The sequence below is a fragment of the Microbacterium sp. AG157 genome (assembly GCF_003385695.1).
Taxonomy (GTDB): domain Bacteria; phylum Actinomycetota; class Actinomycetes; order Actinomycetales; family Microbacteriaceae; genus Microbacterium; species Microbacterium testaceum.
This window is the reverse complement of sequence record NZ_QRDK01000002.1, coordinates 106,752-125,409: the sequence shown is the minus strand read 5'-3', so window position 1 is coordinate 125,409 and position 18,658 is coordinate 106,752. Positions and strand designations below refer to the sequence as shown.

The 18,658-nt window shown below is 73.8% G+C and carries 9 protein-coding genes; all 9 read left to right on the top strand.

Annotation, left to right across the window (positions count from 1 at the left end; translation table 11 throughout):
• Positions 1 to 88 precede the first annotated feature (88 nt).
• The 9 genes from eccD (at position 89) to DEU35_RS16815 (ending at position 18,612) form a co-directional block, all read left to right on the top strand.
• Entirely contained in the window at positions 89 to 1,534 is a 1,446-nt protein-coding gene (gene eccD / locus DEU35_RS06375; protein WP_181904589.1) for a type VII secretion integral membrane protein EccD, read from the top strand.
• 55 nt (positions 1,535 to 1,589) lie between these two features.
• Positions 1,590 to 2,864: a type VII secretion protein EccB gene (eccB, locus tag DEU35_RS06370; protein ID WP_116238981.1), complete on the top strand. Its 1,275-nt coding sequence runs from the start codon at positions 1,590 to 1,592 to the stop codon at positions 2,862 to 2,864.
• Between the two features lie 84 nt (positions 2,865 to 2,948).
• The gene (locus DEU35_RS06365) at positions 2,949 to 3,242 is read left to right on the top strand and encodes a hypothetical protein (RefSeq protein WP_103206313.1); all 294 of its coding nucleotides are present in this window, start codon (positions 2,949 to 2,951) and stop codon (positions 3,240 to 3,242) included.
• Between the two features lie 29 nt (positions 3,243 to 3,271).
• The gene (locus tag DEU35_RS06360) at positions 3,272 to 3,556 is read left to right on the top strand and encodes a hypothetical protein (protein WP_103206314.1); all 285 of its coding nucleotides are present in this window, start codon (positions 3,272 to 3,274) and stop codon (positions 3,554 to 3,556) included.
• A gap of 58 nt (positions 3,557 to 3,614) precedes the next feature.
• Positions 3,615 to 3,947 (top strand): hypothetical protein, encoded by a 333-nt coding sequence (locus tag DEU35_RS06355; RefSeq protein ID WP_103206315.1) that lies wholly within the window; start codon positions 3,615 to 3,617, stop codon positions 3,945 to 3,947.
• A gap of 43 nt (positions 3,948 to 3,990) precedes the next feature.
• On the top strand, positions 3,991 to 7,254 hold the full coding sequence (locus DEU35_RS17065; protein ID WP_181904622.1) for a hypothetical protein: 3,264 nt from the start codon (positions 3,991 to 3,993) through the stop codon (positions 7,252 to 7,254).
• Positions 7,251 to 7,652 carry a YbaB/EbfC family nucleoid-associated protein gene (locus DEU35_RS06350; RefSeq protein WP_116238980.1) on the top strand — a complete coding sequence of 134 codons (402 nt, stop codon included), beginning with the start codon at positions 7,251 to 7,253 and terminating at the stop codon, positions 7,650 to 7,652. Before DEU35_RS17065 ends, DEU35_RS06350 begins: the two co-directional genes overlap by 4 nt.
• Positions 7,642 to 7,959: a hypothetical protein gene (locus DEU35_RS16820; protein WP_146035501.1), complete on the top strand. Its 318-nt coding sequence runs from the start codon at positions 7,642 to 7,644 to the stop codon at positions 7,957 to 7,959. The genes DEU35_RS06350 and DEU35_RS16820 overlap by 11 nt, the downstream gene beginning before the upstream one ends.
• 57 nt (positions 7,960 to 8,016) lie before the next feature.
• Positions 8,017 to 18,612: a hypothetical protein gene (locus tag DEU35_RS16815; protein ID WP_147301834.1), complete on the top strand. Its 10,596-nt coding sequence runs from the start codon at positions 8,017 to 8,019 to the stop codon at positions 18,610 to 18,612.
• The last annotated feature ends 46 nt before the right edge of the window (positions 18,613 to 18,658 follow it).

Here is an 18,658-nt window from a genome sequence, read left to right as displayed (position 1 = left end):
CTGTCCCCCCGCGCGGGGTTCATCGCGACGCCGCCGACGTCGTGCCTCCACGATGAACCCTCGCTTCGTCTCGGTGCGTGTGCAGTGCATGACCACGCTCGATCAGCGCACAGCACCCGGCACGGCAGAGGATCACCGGCGGGCCGAGGAGCCCTTCGTCGCCGCGAGCACCGGCGACATGTGCCGCCTCAGCGTGGTCGGACCGACCTCCCGCGTCGAGCTCGCCGTCCCGTCGCACATCCCGATCGCGGAGTTGCTGCCGACGATCGTGGGCCATCTCGACCCGTCGCTCGCGACACGGGGCCTCGACCACGGGGGGTGGGTCCTGCAACGCCTCGGCCACGCGCCGCTCGACGAAGACCTGGGTACGGCATCCGCGGGGCTCCTCGACGGCGACGTGCTGTTCTTGCGCCCGCGCGCGGCCGCACTCGCCCCGGCGCAGTATGACGACGTCGTCGACGGCGTGCAGTCGGTGCTCGATGCGCGCGATGACGACTGGTCGTCCAGGTCGACGCGCCGATCGGCTCTGGCCGCGACCGCGGTCGCCTCTTCGGCGGCCGTCGTCATCGCCGGCGGCGCCGGCACGATCGCCCCCATCATGGCGGGGGCGCTCGCCCTGGTGCTGCTCGCCGCGGGAGTCCTCGTCGGGCGGCTGTGGGACGACCCGATGGGGGCGGTCCTGACCGGTGTGGGCGTGACCGCAGCCGGCGTTGCGGGCGCGACGGTGCCCGCCGCCCTGTTCCCCGGCGCCGAGGCGTCTGCGCCGGCGATCCTCGCGGCGGGAGCCGCCCTGTGGGGGGTCGCGGCGGGTGCGGCGGCCTACGCCCGCGGCGGCGTCCGTCCCGTGCTGTTGGCCTCGACGGGCGCGGCCATGTTGGCGGTCTCCGCCCTGTCTCTGCCGCTCGTGCTCGGTCTCGACCTGGCCGCCGCGGCGGCGATCCTCGTGGTCCTCGCGCTCGGTCTGGCGCGCGGCATCCCGGGGCTCGCCGCGTGGATCGGCGGACTGGCCGTCGATTCCGTGCCGCTGTCGACGGCAGAGTTCCAGACCGGCCTGGACGCCGTCCCAGCCGACGACGTGCAGCGGCGCGCGACGGTCGCGCACCAGACGGCCACCGCTCTGTGGGCCGCTTGGGCCGCCCTGCTGTGTGCGGCGCTGATCGACCTCGCGCTGGTGCGCGAGTGGACCTGCGTGGCCCTGACGGTCGCCGCAAGCGTGGCGGTCGCGCTGCAGGCGAGAGAGCTGCACGCGACGCTGCAACGCGGTGCGGTGCTCGTCGCCGCCGCTCTGCCGGCGGCGGTGCTCGGTGTCGCGCAGGCCGCGGTCCTCGACCCGGTCTGGCAGGTCCTCTCGGTCCTCCTGCTGATCGTCGTCGCCGGCCACGCGTGCGTGCTGGCCCTGGTGCTTCCGCGCACGCGTCTCGCACCGACCTGGGGGCGAGCCGGCGACGTCCTGCACTGGTGCTGCGCCATCGCCGTGCCCGGTCTGATGCTCGCCGTGGCGGGTCTCTTCGATTGGATCGCGGACATCGTGTGAACCATCCTCGGCCGTTCGGCCGTGGTCGAGATGACGGCAGGAAAGGAGAGACGACATGTACGGCAGACGGGATCTCGTCGACGCGCACCTGTTCCTGCGCGGGCGTCTCTCGGCGGCGGTCCTGCGGTCCGACCCCGACTCGCCCGATCGTCCGCTGCGGCGCACGTCGACCGGCATGGGGATCGGCGCCGCCGTCGCGGCGGCCGCAATCGTGGTCGTGGTCGTCCTCAACCTGTTCCTGTTCACGACGAACGACAGCTGGCGCGAGCAGCGCGGCGCGCTCCTCGTCGATGAGACCACCGGTAGCCGCTACGTGCTCATCGACGACGTGCTCCACCCCGTCATGAATCTGGCATCCGCCGCCCTTCTCGTCGGGGGACCGCCGTCCGTCGTCCGCGTCTCGAGTGCGGACCTCGCGTCCGTGCCCCGGGGCCGCGCGGTGGGCGTCGAGGGTCTGCCCGACGAACTCCCGTCCGCCTCGTCGCCCGCGCCGACCTGGACCGCGTGCGCTGCCGACGGAACGACGTCTCTGACGATCGGCGGAGCGCCGCGGACCACGCCCCTGGGCGACGGTGAGGGAGCGCTCGTGACATCGGGTGGCCAGCTGTGGCTCCTCTGGGACGGGGTGCGCTCTCGCGTCGAGGAGGCCTGGGCCGCGCGCGCGATCGGCTTCGAGCCGACGCAGGCCACCCCGGTCGAGCCCGCGTGGTTGGACACCATCCCCGATGGTCGCGACCTCGACCTGTCGCCTCTGACGCTCGGCGGGGTCGGACCGGAGATCGCCGGGCAAGGGACCACGCTCGGGCAGGTGATGGATACCGAGGGCGACGGGTCACGCTACGTCGTGACCTCCAGCGGCCTGATGCCCATCACCGAGACGGTCGCGGCGCTGCTCACCGCGGCCCCGGCCTCTGGGCTGCCGTCGCCGCGCGCTCTGGATCGGCGCGATCTCGTCGCGGCGCGGATCGCGGATGCTGCGTCGTGGCAGGACGAGCTGCCCCGCACGCCCCCGACGCCGATGGCGCCGGATGCGGCGCCGTGCTCGGTGTGGGCGGACGGACGGACGACCATCGCGTCCGTCGAGACCACCGCGCTCGTCGAGGCAGGCGGGGCCGTCGAGGTCGCCCCGGGCGCCGGGCTCCTCGCCGCCACGGCGGCTGCGCCGGGCGTCAGCGGAATCGGCCTGTACCTCGTCTCGGACGACGGCACCAAGTACCCCGTCGCCGACACCGCCACGGCATCCGCCCTCGGGCTCGACGCCTCTCGATCTCCTGCCGTGCCGGAAGCGCTGCTCGCGCTCCTGCCGACAGGCCCCACGATCGCGACGTAGGAGAGGAGGCGCCCGCAGGTTTCGTATCCACGTCCCCATTCGTTCGAACTCATCCCCTCATCACCCCCGAATAAGGAGAAAGTCATGGCACAGCTCACCGGTTTCGAAGCAGGAACCCTCCAGCAGATCATCAGCCGCACGATGGAGCAGGTCTCCGCGATGGAGGCCGCCCGCGGTCGCGTCGAGGACGCCACCCAGACGATGGCCGCAGCGGCGCGGGCGGAGGCCGGCATCGTGCTGCAGCGCCGGCTCACCGAGTGGCAGAGCGAGTACAGCGACATCAAGAACAAGCTCGACGTCCTGAACACCCAGGTGCAGGCGCTGCTGACGCAGCGCACCAACACCGACGACTCCACCACGTCCAGCGCCGCGGCCTGATCACCCCTTCCCCCCGAAAGGAAAACGCTATGTCCTTCAACGTCGACCTCGTCCAGTTCGAGGTGGCCAACCAGTCGCTCAACAGCTCCTGCCAGGAGGTCGAGCAGATCCTGCAGAACATCTACGACACCATCCGCCCGATGGGCGAGGCCCAGTGGGGCCGCTCGCTGCCCGTGTGGGGCGAGCTGCAGCAGCGCTGGAACGTCGAGTACGAGGAGGTCCAGCAGGCGGGCCTCAACATCAAGAACGCCGCCATCCGCGTTCGCGAGGAGTTCTTCGACGGCGACGTGCGCGGCGCGGCCGTCTTCAACTGAGCACGACGGGGTACCCGCCGTCGGCGGGTACCCCGTGACCCCGACGAGAGGAGAAATCGTGGCAGATGACGGCACCCGCGTCGCCTTCGATCGCGAACAGTACAAGCAGGTCAAGGCGCTGGTCCAGGACGTCGAGACCACCACGGACGACGCGCTGTACGGCACGGACGGTTACGCCATCAGCTCGGATCTGCGTGCCCAACCCGTCGAGGCGCGATGGGAGGCTGCCGCGCAGGTCGGCAACACCGTCTCGGCGCTCGCCGGTCAGGTGCGTTCGTTCACGGACACCTTCACCGAGAAGACGTTGCCCGAGTTCCGCGACCAGCTGGACAAGGCGGAGCAGCTCTTCGAGGAGACCGACGATCTGAGCGCGGTGCAGGCCCAGGCCTGACCGAGAACCCACCCCGAGAACCCCCTGCGAACGAGGAGACGACATGGCCGAGGACGAGACCACCACGGGCTCAGGCGACCACGGAGCGACGGGCGCAGGGGGTTCGACGAGCGGGTCCACCGCGACGGGGGACATGGGGTTGGAGGCGCTCCTCGCGCTTGTCGCGGGTGTGGAGGACAGTGGACTGGCGACGGTGCTCGACGAGCTGCAGGCCGCCGAGAACGGATGGATCGGCGGGACGCCCGGCGGAGCGGGCCGTGACGACTGGTCGGCGGACATGCGGTACGGATACTTCCATTACGAGGACAACGTCCGCACGTACGAGCTCATCAACAACCCGGACTCCGGCGTCCGTTTCGCCGACGCCTTCCAGGCGCTGAGGAACAACGTCGCCAAAGTGGCCAGTGACAACGGCCCGGGGCTCAGCGCCCGGCGATCCGATACGGCGGCCGCCCTGTTCGAGACGTTCACGTCGGTGATCGGGCAGAACGCCGAGGAGATCTCCGCGCGCGCGACGGCGCTCGGTGCAGAGGACTCGTCCATCCGCGGCTCGGCGGCGACGGCCCTGCTGGCGCAGCTCACCGCACAGCAGAAATCACTCGCCTCCCTGCACCGCCAGCTCACCGATGACGGCGGCGTCGGGGCCAACCTGCGGACCGTGGCCGAGGCGGTACGCACCTTCGAGACATCCGTGCAGAACACGTGGAACCAACACCAGGAGGCCATCGCCAATCGTGCGGCGCAGGCCAAGTCGGCGGTGATGGAGGACATCGTCCGGTACATCGAGGAAGCCGACCGCGCCTGGCGCGCCGGGGCGAAGGGACGCAACGGCATGTCGGTCGAACATGCCAAGGGCGTCTTCGCCGCCTACACCTGGGGCGACCGCGCACAGCTCGCCCCGCCGGGGTTCACCGGCGTCGGTGGAGATCTACGGAGCCCGTCGACGTACGGCCCCATCAACCGCGCGATCTCGCAGTCCGTGCGCGACGTCCTCGCGACGGCCGCGGCCGAGGTCTACGCGGCACAGCAGACCCTCGAGACGGCCATGCGATCGTCGTTGCGGGCTCTCAAGCAGATGCAGGATCCGACCGCGATGCCGGAGGACCCGTCTCTTCTCTACCCGGGAGGGAACGGAGTAGGCGGGGACGGCTCGGGCGGGGGCGGTGGCGGTGCCTCGGGTAACGGCGACGGTGTGTTCGGCGATGGTCCGGGTGGCGGCGCGGGTGCCTCGGGTAACGGCGACGGTGTGTTCGGCGACGGTCCGGGTGGCGGCGCGGGTGCCTCGGGTAATGGCGACGGTGTGTTCGGCGACGGTCCGGGTGGCGGCGCGGGTGCCTCGGGTAATGGCGACGGGGTCTTCGGTTCCGGTCCGGGTGGCGGCGCGGGTGCCTCGGGCAACGGCGACGGGGTCTTCGGTTCCGGTCCCGGTGGTGCCGGCGGCGGTGCGGCAGCGGGAGTCGGCGGTGGGGGCGCGGGCTCGGCGGGCGGAGCCGGTGTCGATGGCGATGGCGGCTTCGGCGCAGTCGGCGACGGTACGGGTCCGGGCGGCGCCGGTGCCTTCGGCGGGTCCGGATCCGGCGGCGTGGGCGGGTTCGGCGCAGAAGGCGCAGGCGGCGGCGCGGGGACCGGCTCGTGGTCCACCGGCGATGTCGGGAGTGGTCAGGGCATCGGTGGCGTGGGTGTCGTGGGCACACCCGGGGGCGGCGGGGGTGGCTTCGGCGGCGCGCGCGGGACCAACAGCGGATCAGCCGGCCGACGACCCGGGACGAGCGACGGTGCCTACGACGACGGGGCTTCGCTGATTCCGGACGACGTGGCCATGCCCGACCTCGACGAACCGGCGGCGGACTTCGCCGGGCTCACGGCCCCCACCGAGTCCGGAGGCGGCGCCGGTGTGAACGGATCGACGTCGGCGCCGGGAGCCGCCCTTCCCGATCTCGGGTCTTCGGGCGCGGGCGCCGGCGGCGGTGCCGGCTGGACGGCCCCCGGAGCGACCGCCGGCGGTGCGGGTCTCGGAAGTGGCGTCGGCACGGGCGCCGGCAGCACGGACTCCGATTGGTCGACGGGCGGCGCCGGGTTCGGCAACGACGTCGGTGCGGGTTCCGGCGGCGCGGACGGTCTCGGCTCCGACTGGGCGTCGGGCGGCAGCGGCTCGGGCGTGGGCGGCGCTGCCGGTGCGGGTTCTGCCGGTGCCGGTGTCGGCTCCGACGGGGCGTCGGGCGGTGTCGGCGCGGACTGGTCGACCGGGGGAGCCGGGTTCGGGGACGACGTCGGCGCGGGTTCGGGCGGTGCGGCCGGCTCCGGGGCGGACTGGTCGACCGGCGGTGGCGGTGCCGGCTTCGGCGGTGGTGTCGGTGCGGGTTCTGATTGGTCGTCGGGCGGTGCGGGTGCGGGTGGTTCCGGCTCAGACTGGTCGACGGGCGGTGCGGGTGCGGGTGGTTCCGGCTCGGACTGGTCGACGGGCGGTGGCGGTGCCGGTTTCGGTGATGGCGTCGGTGTCGGTGCCGGCGTGGGTTCTGACTGGTCGACGGGCGGTGCGGGCTCGGGCGCTGGTGCCGGTGCGGGCTCCGACTGGCTTCCCGGTGGCGGTGGCGCCGGGGACGACTGGGCGGCCGGTGGCGGTGCCGGTATCGGGCAGGACGGCGGCGCCGGCTTCGACTGGTCGCCCGGACGAGGAGTGGATCTCACCCCCGGTGTCGGCGCGGACGCGGGCGATTTCGCCGCGGGCGGCGGTGCGGGCTTCGGGGGCAGCGGTGGCGCGAGCGACCTCCCGAACGTCGGCGGTGGCGGATACTCGCCCGGCGGAGGCGTCGGCGGGGCCGGCATGCTCGGGGACGCCGGCTCGGGCATCGCCGGCTCAGGCGGCGGAGCGGGCGACGCCGCGTCCTTCGGCGCCCCCGGCGGCGGCGCCGGCGGAGACACCTGGGGCGCGACCGACGGCGTCCGCGGTCAGGACGACTTCGCCGCGGGCGGCGGTGCGGGCGGTAACGGAGCCGTCAACGGCGGCGCGGCCGGCGGCGGAGGGATGGGCGGCGGAGGGATGCCGATGATGCCCATGTCGCCGCAGGCGCAGGCGTCGCGGGACCGCGACCGGGAACGCAACACCTGGCTCGCCGAAGACGAGTCCGTCTGGGGCACGACCAACGTGGACGGCAACGGGGTCGTCGGCCTCGGCGAGGAGCGCGAGCCGGTGCAACCGGCGCACGTCCCGGCCGGTGTGGCTGCCGGACGCGCGCCCGTCGCGGGCAGGCGCGCCGAGTCCGGCGCGTCCGAAGAGGCTGCGGTGGCGCAGCAGAAGGGATCATGATGCAGTTCACCGGAGACGACATCGAGCAGATGATGACGGAAGTGCGCCAGACGCACGCCGATCTCGCCGCCCGCGCCGCCGACATCGACGCGCTGACGGCGACCGCGACGTCGAAGGACCGTGTGCTGAGCGCCACGGTGGATGCGCGAGGTGTGCTCACCGATCTGCGGATGACCGGCCAGTCGTGGCGCGAGCTCGCACCGAAAGAACTGTGCGCCAAGATCGTCGCCGTCGTCGCGCAGGCGCAGCGCGAGGTTCAGGAGCGCGGTCGGCTTCTTCTCGCCGAGGGCGGACCGGACGGCCTCGATCCCGCGGCGGGACTGCCGACCGCGGATGAGATGACGGCCATGATGCAGACCATGGTCGACCAGCTGCAGGGCGGTCGCCATGAGCGATGACCGCTTCGCCGCCGACCCCGACCGGATGCGTCAGAGCGCGCGACGGATCAGCGCCCTCCACAGCCGGGTGCGGGGTCTGTCCGCGACCGTCGAGCAGCTGGCATCCCGTTATCCGAGCGCGGCGGGCGACGGCGACTTCAAAGAGTCGTACGACGCGAACTACGTGCCGGCAGCCGAGGCCGCCCGCGCGTTCACCGCGCAGCTCGCGACCTCCGTCGAGGAACTCGCCCAGGACACGGCGACGGTGGCCGGCGAGTTCGCCGAGACGGAGAACGTCGCCGTGCGCGAGAGCCGACACCAGAAGTAATCGGCCGGAGACCGGCTCGGCGGGACGTCCGCCGGGCCATCGAGGAAGGGGGACGCGATGGCGCTCATGGTCAGCAACGAGGCCGCGAATCTCTTCCTCGTGCTCGCGGGAGAGCGCTTCCCGATGGCGAACGAGGACCAGCTGCGCGACCTCGCGCGGGGCTGGCAGCTGGCCGCTCGCGAGCTCAGCGATCTCGACGGCGACCTGCGCCGCGATCTGATGGCGACGCAGCGTGACTTCACCGGCAGAAGCCGCGACGCGTACGACCAGTACATCGTCTCGCTCACCGAGGGCGACGCGCTGCGGGAGGTCGCCGAATCGATGCTCTCGAGCTCGCAGTTCCTCAGCAAGCTCGCGCTCGACGTCGAGTACACGAAGTACACCCTGATCGGCGCCCTGATCGCGCTCATCGCCGAGATCGCCTGGGCGATCGCCATGGCGGTGCCGTCGTTCGGGTCGTCGATGGCCTGGCTCGCCGCGCGCAAGGCGATGTACTCCATCCTGTTCCGTACGGTGCTGCGCAAGCTCCTCGCCGAGATCGCGAAAGGGGCGGCGTTCAACGTCCTGAGCGAGGTCGCCATCGACGCGGTCGCGCAGCTCGCGCAGATGGCGGAGGGCAATCGCACCGACTGGGACGGTGACAAGACCTCCGGTGCAGCGGCGGGAGGCGCTCTCGCGGGCATGTTCGGCGGCGCCGTCATCGTCGGTGGCGCGGCGATCGGCAAGGGCCTCGGCAAGGGCGCCGGCGACATCGCCGTGCCCGGACCGGGTAAGGGGGCGGGCGGCGATGCTCTCGACGCCGTGCCGAGCCCGAGCGGGGGTCCGACGCCGACCCCGCGTCCGACGCCGAGCCCGAGTCCGGCGCCGCCCACCCCGACGCCCAAGCCGGGGCCGGCGCCCACCCCGACGCCGGGCGGCTCGGGGCCGTCACCGGTGCCCTCGCCGACGGGAGCGGGGCCACGGCCGCACGGCTGGCGAGAGACCGGTCAGGGCATCGTCACGGACTTCGCCGGCGAGGCGTTCGTCGAGGTGATGACGGAGGGCACGTACAACGCCATTCAGGGACAGGGGTTCGATGTCAGCGCCGGCGGAGTGATGTCGGCGGCGTCGTCGAGCATCGGCACCGGTCTCGGCGAGGCAGCCGGATTCCACCTCGGCGGCGGGTCCGCCCAGGACGGCGGGGATGCCACGGGCGAGGGGACGAGCGCGGATGATCGATCCGGCGCGATGTCCGAAGGCGGCGCAGCGCGTTCCTCCGCGGGGCCGATGACGAACCCCGCCTCGGGCTCGGGCACGGGTGTGGGACGAGCCCCGGGTCCGGCGGCGACGCCCGTCGCGGGCGTGGGCACGGGGCCGGGCAGACGCCCGGCGAGCGACGCGGTCGGTGGCCCGGCAGCCGACCCCGACCGTGCCGCGGCGGCACCGGAACGCGGGCAGAGCTCTCCCGGGACTCAGCCCCCCTCCGGGGCGACGATGCCGCCCGCGCCGCGGGGGGAACGGCCGCACGCCGAGTCCTCGATGGGGGCGGCGGCACCGACCGATTCGGCCGCTTCGCGCCCCGTGGCATCCGCACCCTTCGGACAGCCCTCGTCGGCACCGGATCCGGTCGGTCCGCCCGCGACGCCGGGTGCCGGTCAGAAGGCGACGGCGGACCCCGGGAGCTCCGACCGGCCCGGAGCGCCGACCGATCCGCGCGCGACGCCCGGTGGAGGTCCGTCGGGCGATGACGGCGAGACGGCGACCGGTCCGACGGCGCCGCCCGACTCGGCGACGGCCTCCGGTGTCGATGCACGGCCGGCTCCCGCTCGCCCCTCGGACGCGGTGACGCCCGGCTCTGCGGCGACGCCGGGCTCTGCGGCGACGCCGGATCCCGCGGGGACGCCGGGTCCTGCGGCGACGCCGAACCCAGCGGCGACGGACACGACCGGTCCGGCGGACGCGGCAGCCGGCCCCGCGACGTCGGGCGCTCCGGGGCGCGGCGAGGCGGTCGCCGAGACGCCCGTCCCGGCACCGGCCGACGCGGCCGCGCCCGGCGAGACGATCGCCGAGGTGACCGAGCCCGATCCTGCCGAGACGCCCGCCCCTGTCGTGACGCCAGGCCCGCCGCCTGCGCACGCAGCGACTCCCGACACGGCGCCGGTCGACGGGTCGACGCCGGGACCCGCGGTGACCCCGGCGCCGGGACAGGCGGATCCGGCGACGGTCAACCCGGGGGCTACCCCCGGTGCGGAGCCTTCGGACACGGCGCCCGCGGACACGGCGACTCCCGGGCCGTCGCCGTCCGGCGCGCCCACGCCGGGCCCTGCGGCGGCACCCGTCTCGACGCCGGAGCCGGACCAGCCCACCTCTGAGCCGGCAGCGACGCCCGGGCCGGCGACGCCCGATGCGGCGGCGCCTCGACCCGAGGTGACGCCGGCGCCGGCGCCGGCGGACGCGTCGACGCCCGCACCGGAGACGTCTGACACGGCGACCTCCGACCCGACGCCGGCCGATGCATCGACACCGGGACCCGTGCGGACGCCGACACCGGGACAGGCCGAAGCCGCAATGCCCGAGCCGGGGGCCACTCCCGACGCGGCGCCTTCGAACACGGCGCCTTCGAACACGGCGCCCTCGGACCCGGCGCCTTCGAACGCGGCGCCGGCGGACACGACGACGCCCGGGCAGGCGACGTCCGACGGGTCGACGCCTCGACCCGTCGTGACGCCCGATCCGGCACCGGTCAACTCGAGCCCCGGACCCGTGGGGACGCCCGGCCCGGCGCCGACGGAGACGGCGACGCCCAGCTCGACGGCGACGCCGGGGCCCGCGGCGACGGGCCCAGGAACGGCCGGCCCGTCGACGACGCCGGACCCGGGGGCTGACACCGCCACGCCCTCCGCCACGGCGACGCCCGACCCGTCCACCCGGTCCGATCCGGCCCCCGGCCCGGCAGCGGACGGTGCGCAGCGGGGGACACCGCACGACGGTGATCGCCCGCACACCGACGACCTCACCGCCGCACCCCTGTCGTCCGACGGCGGGTCGGACACGTCGCGTCCGACGGTCGATGAGGTCGGGCCCGACCGCCGCGCGGGGGATTCCCCAGCAGATGGGCGGGAGACGGCCGATGCGTCGCCGGCGGCTTCGTCCGCGGTAGCTCCCGGCCGCGCACGGCCCGCAGGAGACCCCGCGCCCGTTTCCGCGGCGGATCCGGCGGTGACCCCGAACGGCTCGCCGCGTGAGGCGACGGCATCCGATCCCCGTCCGGGTCGCGCAGAGGCGGCCGACGGTTCGGCAGGCATCGCCTCGGGAGGGCCGGCCCTTGCGCCGACGGCCACGCCGCGCGTGGACGCACCGGCGCCCACCTCGGGAACGGTCTCACCGGCACGGCACACCGCCCCGACGAACGCGGCATCGGGAGCCCCGCAGCCGAAGGCGCCGGCGACCGTCCCGTCGTCCGCGCAGCCGACGACGTCGTCGCCGTCCGCACGGCCCCCGGCGCCGACCGCGCTGCCGTCTGCCCTCCCGGCGTCTTCGCCGGCGCCGGCCCCGACGCCGGCGCGCGTCACGCCGGCGCGCGCGGCCGCCGGTACGACTTCGGGGCAGCCGAAAGCGGCGCGGCAGGACGCGGGCGGCACCCCGCAGCCGGGACCCGGGCCGGCGAGCACGCGCCCGGCGGTGCCCGTGGTCGCGTCTTCCTCGTCGGCACGCCCCCCGGCGGCGACGCCTGCGTCGTCCGCGGGCCCGGCGGCGCGGATACCCTCCTCTCCGCCCCCGCCGCCTCCGCTGCCGAATCGCGCGCCGCGGACGCCCGCCGCGGCGACCGCGGGCCCCTCGCGGACCCGCCGCCGCCCGACTCCGCAGCCGCCGGCACCGGATCCGCGACGGTCCGCCGCGAGCGACGAGGGCTGGCGGCACGCGCCCGCTGCGACGGCGATGTGGTCGGACCCGTCGAACCCCCTCCGCGAGTCGGACTGGCGCCCCCGGCTCGCGTCCGCGACGCCGCACCGCGTCGACCAGACCGCTTTCGACGTGCGCGCCGATGGCCGGACAGGGCGGCTTGACCGCTTCGAGGGACGCATCGCCTACGACCGGGCGCGCGTCATCGTCCCCGACGGTCGGGCGATCCAGGTCTACACCGTGCGCGTGCACCTGGTGCGAGGGACGGGCGTCACCGACGCCGAAGTCACCGCCGCGCAGGACCGCGCCCGGGCGAGCGTGACGACCATCGTCAATCGCGGATATCGGCTTCCCAGCGGCGATCAGATGCATCTCGACGTCGAGTTCACCCCCACCGCCGCCACCGCGCACGCCACCGTGCGGGTCGTCGCCGGTGTCGACGAGGTGGGGACGACCGGCCGGGGGCCGGACGGGCAGCCGGTCACCGCCACGGACCAGCGGACGTGGCGGACGGACGAATCCGGTGCGGTGTTGACGCACGAGCTGCTGCATTTCCTCGGCCTCGCCGACGAGTCGGTCGACACGCGGCGCGTTCTGCTGCAGGACCCCACGCGCAGCGGCGTGAACAGCGACACCGGGATCATGGGCGATGCGGTCCATCGCGGCGGCGCAACGGTGTATCCGCGGCACCTCTGGGCGATCGAGCGCATCGCCGACGGCGAGCATCAGCTGCCCGATAGGCAGTACCCGGCGAATGAGATCCTCCAGGGGCAACCGCTGCCCGTCTCTGCCATCGGTGATCCGCGCGACCTACGGAGGCAGGTCGCCCGTCACCTGCGCGTGCGCCCCGAACGCGTCTCCCGTTCCCTGGGACTGCGAGACGAGTCGACGGCGGCGGAGGTCGCTGCCGCATGGCGCGACGTGCTCGCTTCCGGGGTCATCACGGTCGACGGGCGCACAGCCGTGGTGCACCGCACCGACGTGCGCATGCCGGCCGTGACACCGACGGCTCCGTCGGCGAAACCGGTGGCGACCGACGACGCTCCCGCGGCCGCCAAGCCCGAGGCGCAGGCCGAGGACGTCTTCTCGCGCACGCAGAACGTGGAACTCGGGGCGAAGGAGTCCCTGAGCACCTCCCATCAGGTGGCAGGGCAGGTGACGGTGGCCGCGGGCTTCGGGCCCGGGTACCCCGCCGTGACCTTCGGCCTGGGCGCCGGTACGGGCTCCGACCTCGGCATCAAGACGACGCTCAGCGACACGGCGACCCCGGCGACCGCACCGACACCCGCGCACGCCACGGTGTCGCTGACGCTCACGACGGACGCCAGGACGACACCCCTCCGCGTCGACATGAGCCTGTCGATGCCCGAGCTGGAGCACACCGTGCCCCATGCGACCCCGCAGCGCGGACGCGCGCCCGGCGCGCCCGCCGACGCGCGAAGCGCCGACCTCCGCGGCATCCGTCCCCAGCGCGTCACCCATCTCGACACCGCCGCGGTCCGTCCGACGTCGCAGAGAGACGTCGATGCGCTCACGAGCCTGCTCACGGCCTCGGGCGAGGCGACGGCGAAGGGCGACTCCCTGACGTTCTCGGTGGATGCCGGAGCGCCGCAGGTCACCTTCCGCGGAGTGTCCGCGGGGTCGAGCAAGACCGCGAGCAGCACCGCCTTCTCCTCGGGCTGGTCGAAGAACAACGAACTGAACGCCACGATCGGTGCTCGCGGGCGCGTGCGCAGCTTCTTCCGCACCGGCGGCGGCCTGACCGTGACGCTGAGCGGCCAGCACGGCGGTTCGAAGGAGCTGAAGCACTCCAGCTCCCGCAGCGACGACGACAAGCTGGCCGTCTACACCCTCTCCCGCACGGTCCGGGTGGCGTCGGGTCGCGGCGCTCCGCAGCCGGTCGAGGTGCGCACGACGTTCTCGGTGCCGATCGCCGACGCCGCGGCGCGCGGGCTGTGGATGCCGGATGCCGTTACCCCCGCCAACGGCAACGCACCGTCCGTGACTCCGGGCACCGACACCGCCTTCGATCCATCGAAGGACTCCTTCGTCTCGGCGCCCCCGGATCTGGCGGACCAGATCTCGACGGGACTCGGGCTGTCGGAGAAAGGCGCCGGTGCCGTTGCGGGGCGGTTCGACGGAGACGCCGGCAAGGCCTCACTGCACGACGCCGCCACCGGCGGGGCGACCATCAGCTGGCAGGAGGGCGGCCGGACGCACCGTGTCACGGTGCGGGCCGACATCGCGCTCACCGATGCGGACGACACCACCGCCAGCGTCCCGTCCAAGCGCGAGGAGTCCCTCGCGAGCAAGCGCGAGATGACGGTGGACTCCAAGCGCGGTCAGCGCTTCACCTTCGGGGGGCTTCTGCTCGCCGCGTCCGGGGCTCCGGCGACGAGCGCACTCGGCCCGGATTGGGGTCGGGCCTCCGCCCAGGTGTCCGCCGGGCACCAGCGTTCGGTCAAGAGCTCGGCATCCCAGGCCCTGAAGGAGACGCGCGCGGCGTCCGGTGACACGCCCGCGGCGTACCATCCCACCCGCACGACCCTGCGAGTGGTGCACGAGTCGACCGCGGATGCGAACGTCTTCCAGCGCGCCCTCGCGGGCGGAAGGCTCCTCGGAAGCGGTCCGGCGAGCAGCCGGCACCGTGCGGAGACGCCGAATGCCGGCCGGTCGATCCCGGTGAGCGGGGTCGTCGTGCGTCGTCCCCAGCTGGACGGCGGCGCGCCGACCTCCGCGGGCGGACGCACCCTCGTAGGGGCGGTTCACGACAGCGCCTTCCGCGCGGTCGACGTCGCGGCTCTCGGCCCCTTCGCCAAGGTCGAGCGCATCCACGGGCACGAGGTGCACGCCGACGTGCTCGAGGCCGCCCTCTCCAAGCGCGGCGACCTCACCCACGGGCCCGGCGCGCGACACCGCCGCATCTGGGGCAGCGGCAACTTCTCGAGCTGGGGCCCGCTGACCTTCGGCACCACGACCCGCACCCACGCCCTCACGCGATCGCCCTTCACCAAGCCGGGCGAGGTCACGGCGTCGGCCGTCGCGGCGCTCGCCTCCGACGCCGGACTCCGCACGATCGCGAACGCCGGGCTCGGCGGTCGCAGCGTGTCGACCGGCGACATGACGCTCACCGGCAAGCTCGGCGACCTGCGCGGGTCGGTCGAGGTGACGCAGCGCCTGGGCAACCCGACGTTCGTCACCTCCCGGCAGGACCGTACGCTGACGCGCGGCTCGGGGGAGGACCGGAGCGTCGGGACATCGCGGGAGTGGAACGTCGGCTTCGGCGGCGACGCGATGCTGCGTGCGGTGGTGCCGGGCTCGAAGAACCGGTTCGTCATGCAGGCGGGGCTCAAGGCGGGGTACACCTACGGGCGGTCCGCCGACCACAGCCTGTCGACCGGCAGATCGACGGAGCGCAGCCGGACGGGGGAGACCGTCGTCGTCCGCTTCGACGCCGAACGCACCTACGCACCCACCCTGGAGCTGCGCCGGTGGCGGTGGCGTCGGGGGTTCGCCAACCCGTCGTACACCCGCTACGAGCCGGCGTCCGTGGACGTCGAGCTGCCCGCTGCTGAGGCCGCGAAGCTGCTGCTCGCGCACGGCGTCGCCCTGCCGCCCGCACTGAGCGCGCACACGCCCGCGGCCACGACGTCGGGACCGACCGCCCCGTCGCCCGCACCGGTGGACACCGGGGCGTCGGCGGGGCCGAGCACGACAGCGTCGGCCGGCCCGAGCACGGCGGCATCGATTCCTCCCGTGGGGAGTCCGGACGGCTACGAGATGACCCCCCTGCCTCGCGCGCAGCCGTCGCCCGGTGATGGGGCCGTATCGACGAACGCCCCGAGCGCACCGACGACCCGCGACCCCCTCGCTCCGTACCGCGACGACTCCGACGCCGTCGTCGGGCACAGCACGGTCTCGGCGCAGGACCTCGACTCCATGGATGCCACCTGGCGGCCGCGTGGCGTCGGCGACGCGGATCGCGGACTCATCGCCGCCGAGGTTCGCCGTCTGCTCACCGAGGCGCCGGGCTCCGGGTTCCTCCGCGATGCGATCGTCGGACCCAACCGGGTCACGATCCCGCTCCCGGGAGGCTCGTTCAGCCAGCGCACCGCGACGATCGAGGTCACCGTCGCTCACCGACCGGATCCGACGGATGCCGAGAATCGGACGACCCTGACGGGGGAGAAGCTGTCGACGGACCGGTCGCACGGCGTCGCCGGCAAGCGCAGCAGCTTCCACGCCGTCGACGTCGGTGCCGACGGCCGACTCGGTTTCAACACGCGCGCGGATGCCGACATCGACCACCCGGGCGCGGAGATCGCCCCGCAGCACGACGTGACCGTGTTCAACCGTCGATGGGACAAGAGCGCGTCCGAGCCGGTGTCGCCGACGGTGACCGTCACCGCCGAGCACGAAGCACTGGAGCAGCATCACATCCCCGTCACCTTCGATGTGAACGTCAGGATCCACGAGCACGTCAGCGGTGCCATCGACGCGATGCTGCCGCGCAGCATCACCGAGGGAACGCAACAGAACCTTCCCCCGCTCTCGTTCACCGGTTCTCTCGACATCCTCGAGCCGCAGAACTCACCGGAGGCGATTGCGTCCGCGCCGCCCGCGCCGAGCGCGAAGCAGTTCCGTCTGCCGGCGGCGGGAGCCTGGCGACCCGTGCGGTGGGACCACACGGGAGGCGACGCCATCCGGGCTGCCGTGCACGCGCGACTCGGGTCGCTCGGTGCCGAGCGGCCGGGCGACGTCTACGACGAGGCGCTGCGCGTGTCGATCTCGGACGGCTCGCTCTTCGCCGCGCTCCCGCGGATCGTCTCGGGCGAGACGTTCCGCTCCGACGACCTCATCGCCCGCCGCGGCGCCTTCCGCGACGTCCGGTCCCACGTCTCGGTCTCCGGCGCGCTCGTGGCGCCGTCGATCCGGTTGGACACGACCGCGCCGGAGACGACGCTGAAGCACTCGATCGACCTCGGCACCGGTACGGCAGCCGGGCGCAAGCAGGCGGACGAGACGGGCGCGACCCTGCAGTTCGGCATGTTCGGCGAGACCGACGGCGGCTTCGCTTTCGGGGGGTTCACGCCGTCGTGGAAGGTGTCTTCGAGTCGGACGGGCGAACAGGGGGAGGACGTCAAGACCTCCGAGAAGATCACGCACAAGGGCCGGTCGTTCATCGTCGACGCGCACCTGCGGTTGAAGGTGGATGCGGGGACCTCGACCATCGTGAGCAGCGACGGCGAGCGGCAACCGGACGAGATCGACGTGCCCGTCGTGCTGCAGGTATGGGAGCAGCAGCTGGGCGCCCTCGATCTCGCGGTGCCCGCTGACCTCACGGGCGACGCGGCCCGTGACGCCGACGCTGCGCGTGAGGCCGCCACGGCGGCGGCGCGTGAAGACGAGGCTCGCGATGCGCGTGAGGCGGCCCGGGGGCGGGCGCGAGACGCGGAGGATCGGGTCGAGCGGGAACGTCGGGCCGAGGAGGATCGCAGGGCCACGGCGAAGGCGGAGGAGAAGCGGAAAGCCGACGAGGAGCGTCAGCGTCGAGAGGCGGAGACGAAGCGCAGGGCCGACGAGGAGCGCGAGCGTCGCGAGGCGGAGGCGAAGCGCAGGGCCGACGAGGAGCGCAAGGCCGAGGCGGAGCGGAAGGCCGAGCAGGAGCGCGAGCGTCGGGAGGCCGAGCAGAAGCGCGAGCGTCAGGAGGCGGAGCGCAAGGCCGCGGAGGAGCGTGAGCGTCGCGAAGCCGAGGACAAGCGCAAGGCGGAGGCGGAGCGTGAGCGTCGGGAGGCGGAGCGCAAGGCCGAGGAGCAGCGTGAGCGTCGCGAAGCCGAGCAGAAGCGTGAGCGTCAGGAGGCGGAGCCCAAGGCCGCGGAGGAGCGTGAGCGTCGCGAAGCCGAGGAGAAGCGCAAGGCGGAGGCGGAGCGCACGTCCGAGGCGGACGCGGAGGCGAAGCGGAAGGCCGAGGCCGAGCGGAACGAACTCGAGGAGAGACAGCGCCGGCACGACGAGGACCAGCGCCGGCACGACGACGAGAAGGCCGCCGAGGACGCTCAGACGGATGCCGAGGACGACAGCTCCGCGCGCGATGACGACGGCTACGAGGCCGACGACGAGTCCGACGTCGGCTGGGGCTCGGAAGACGGCGGCGACGACCGCGAGTCGACCTCCGTCCCCGACGATGCGTCGGTCCCGTCGGTCCCGTCGGTTCCGCCGATCCTGGGCGTCCCGGGCGTCCCGGCCCCAGCTGTCCCGGCCCCGGCCATCTCGGGTGCGCCGACGCCGCCCGGACCCGGCGGTGCGCCGCGGACTGCCCCGGTCGACGACACCGACTCCGAATACCTGACAGCCCCGAGCGAGCAGCCGTCCGACGCGGAGTACGTCACAGCGGCAGAGCCCGAGGTCGACGAGCCGCCCTCCCGCCCCGCACCGCCGCGGCCACGCGCCACGACACCGTTCCCCGCAGCGCCTCCACCGCCCTCGTCGGCTCCAGTCGATGGCATCCCGGATCTTCCGTCACCCGCCGCCCAGGCTTTCCTCCCGTCGCCGGGCGACCTCCGCGATGCACCTCAGCCGCGCGCGATGTGGATCCCCGACGCGCCGATGTCGGGGTACGTGCCCGAGGAAGAGGACGAGCACGAGGACGACGGCGTCCTGCTTCCCGATGGCACGACCACCCGCGACGGTTCGGTCTTCGACGCCCAGGCCTTCTTCGACGACGCGCTCGCGGGAATGAGCGCACCAGCCGGGAGTGCCCCGACCAGATGAACCCTGCGCGCCTCCTCGCCCGTGGTCGAGATGAGGGAAGGGGATG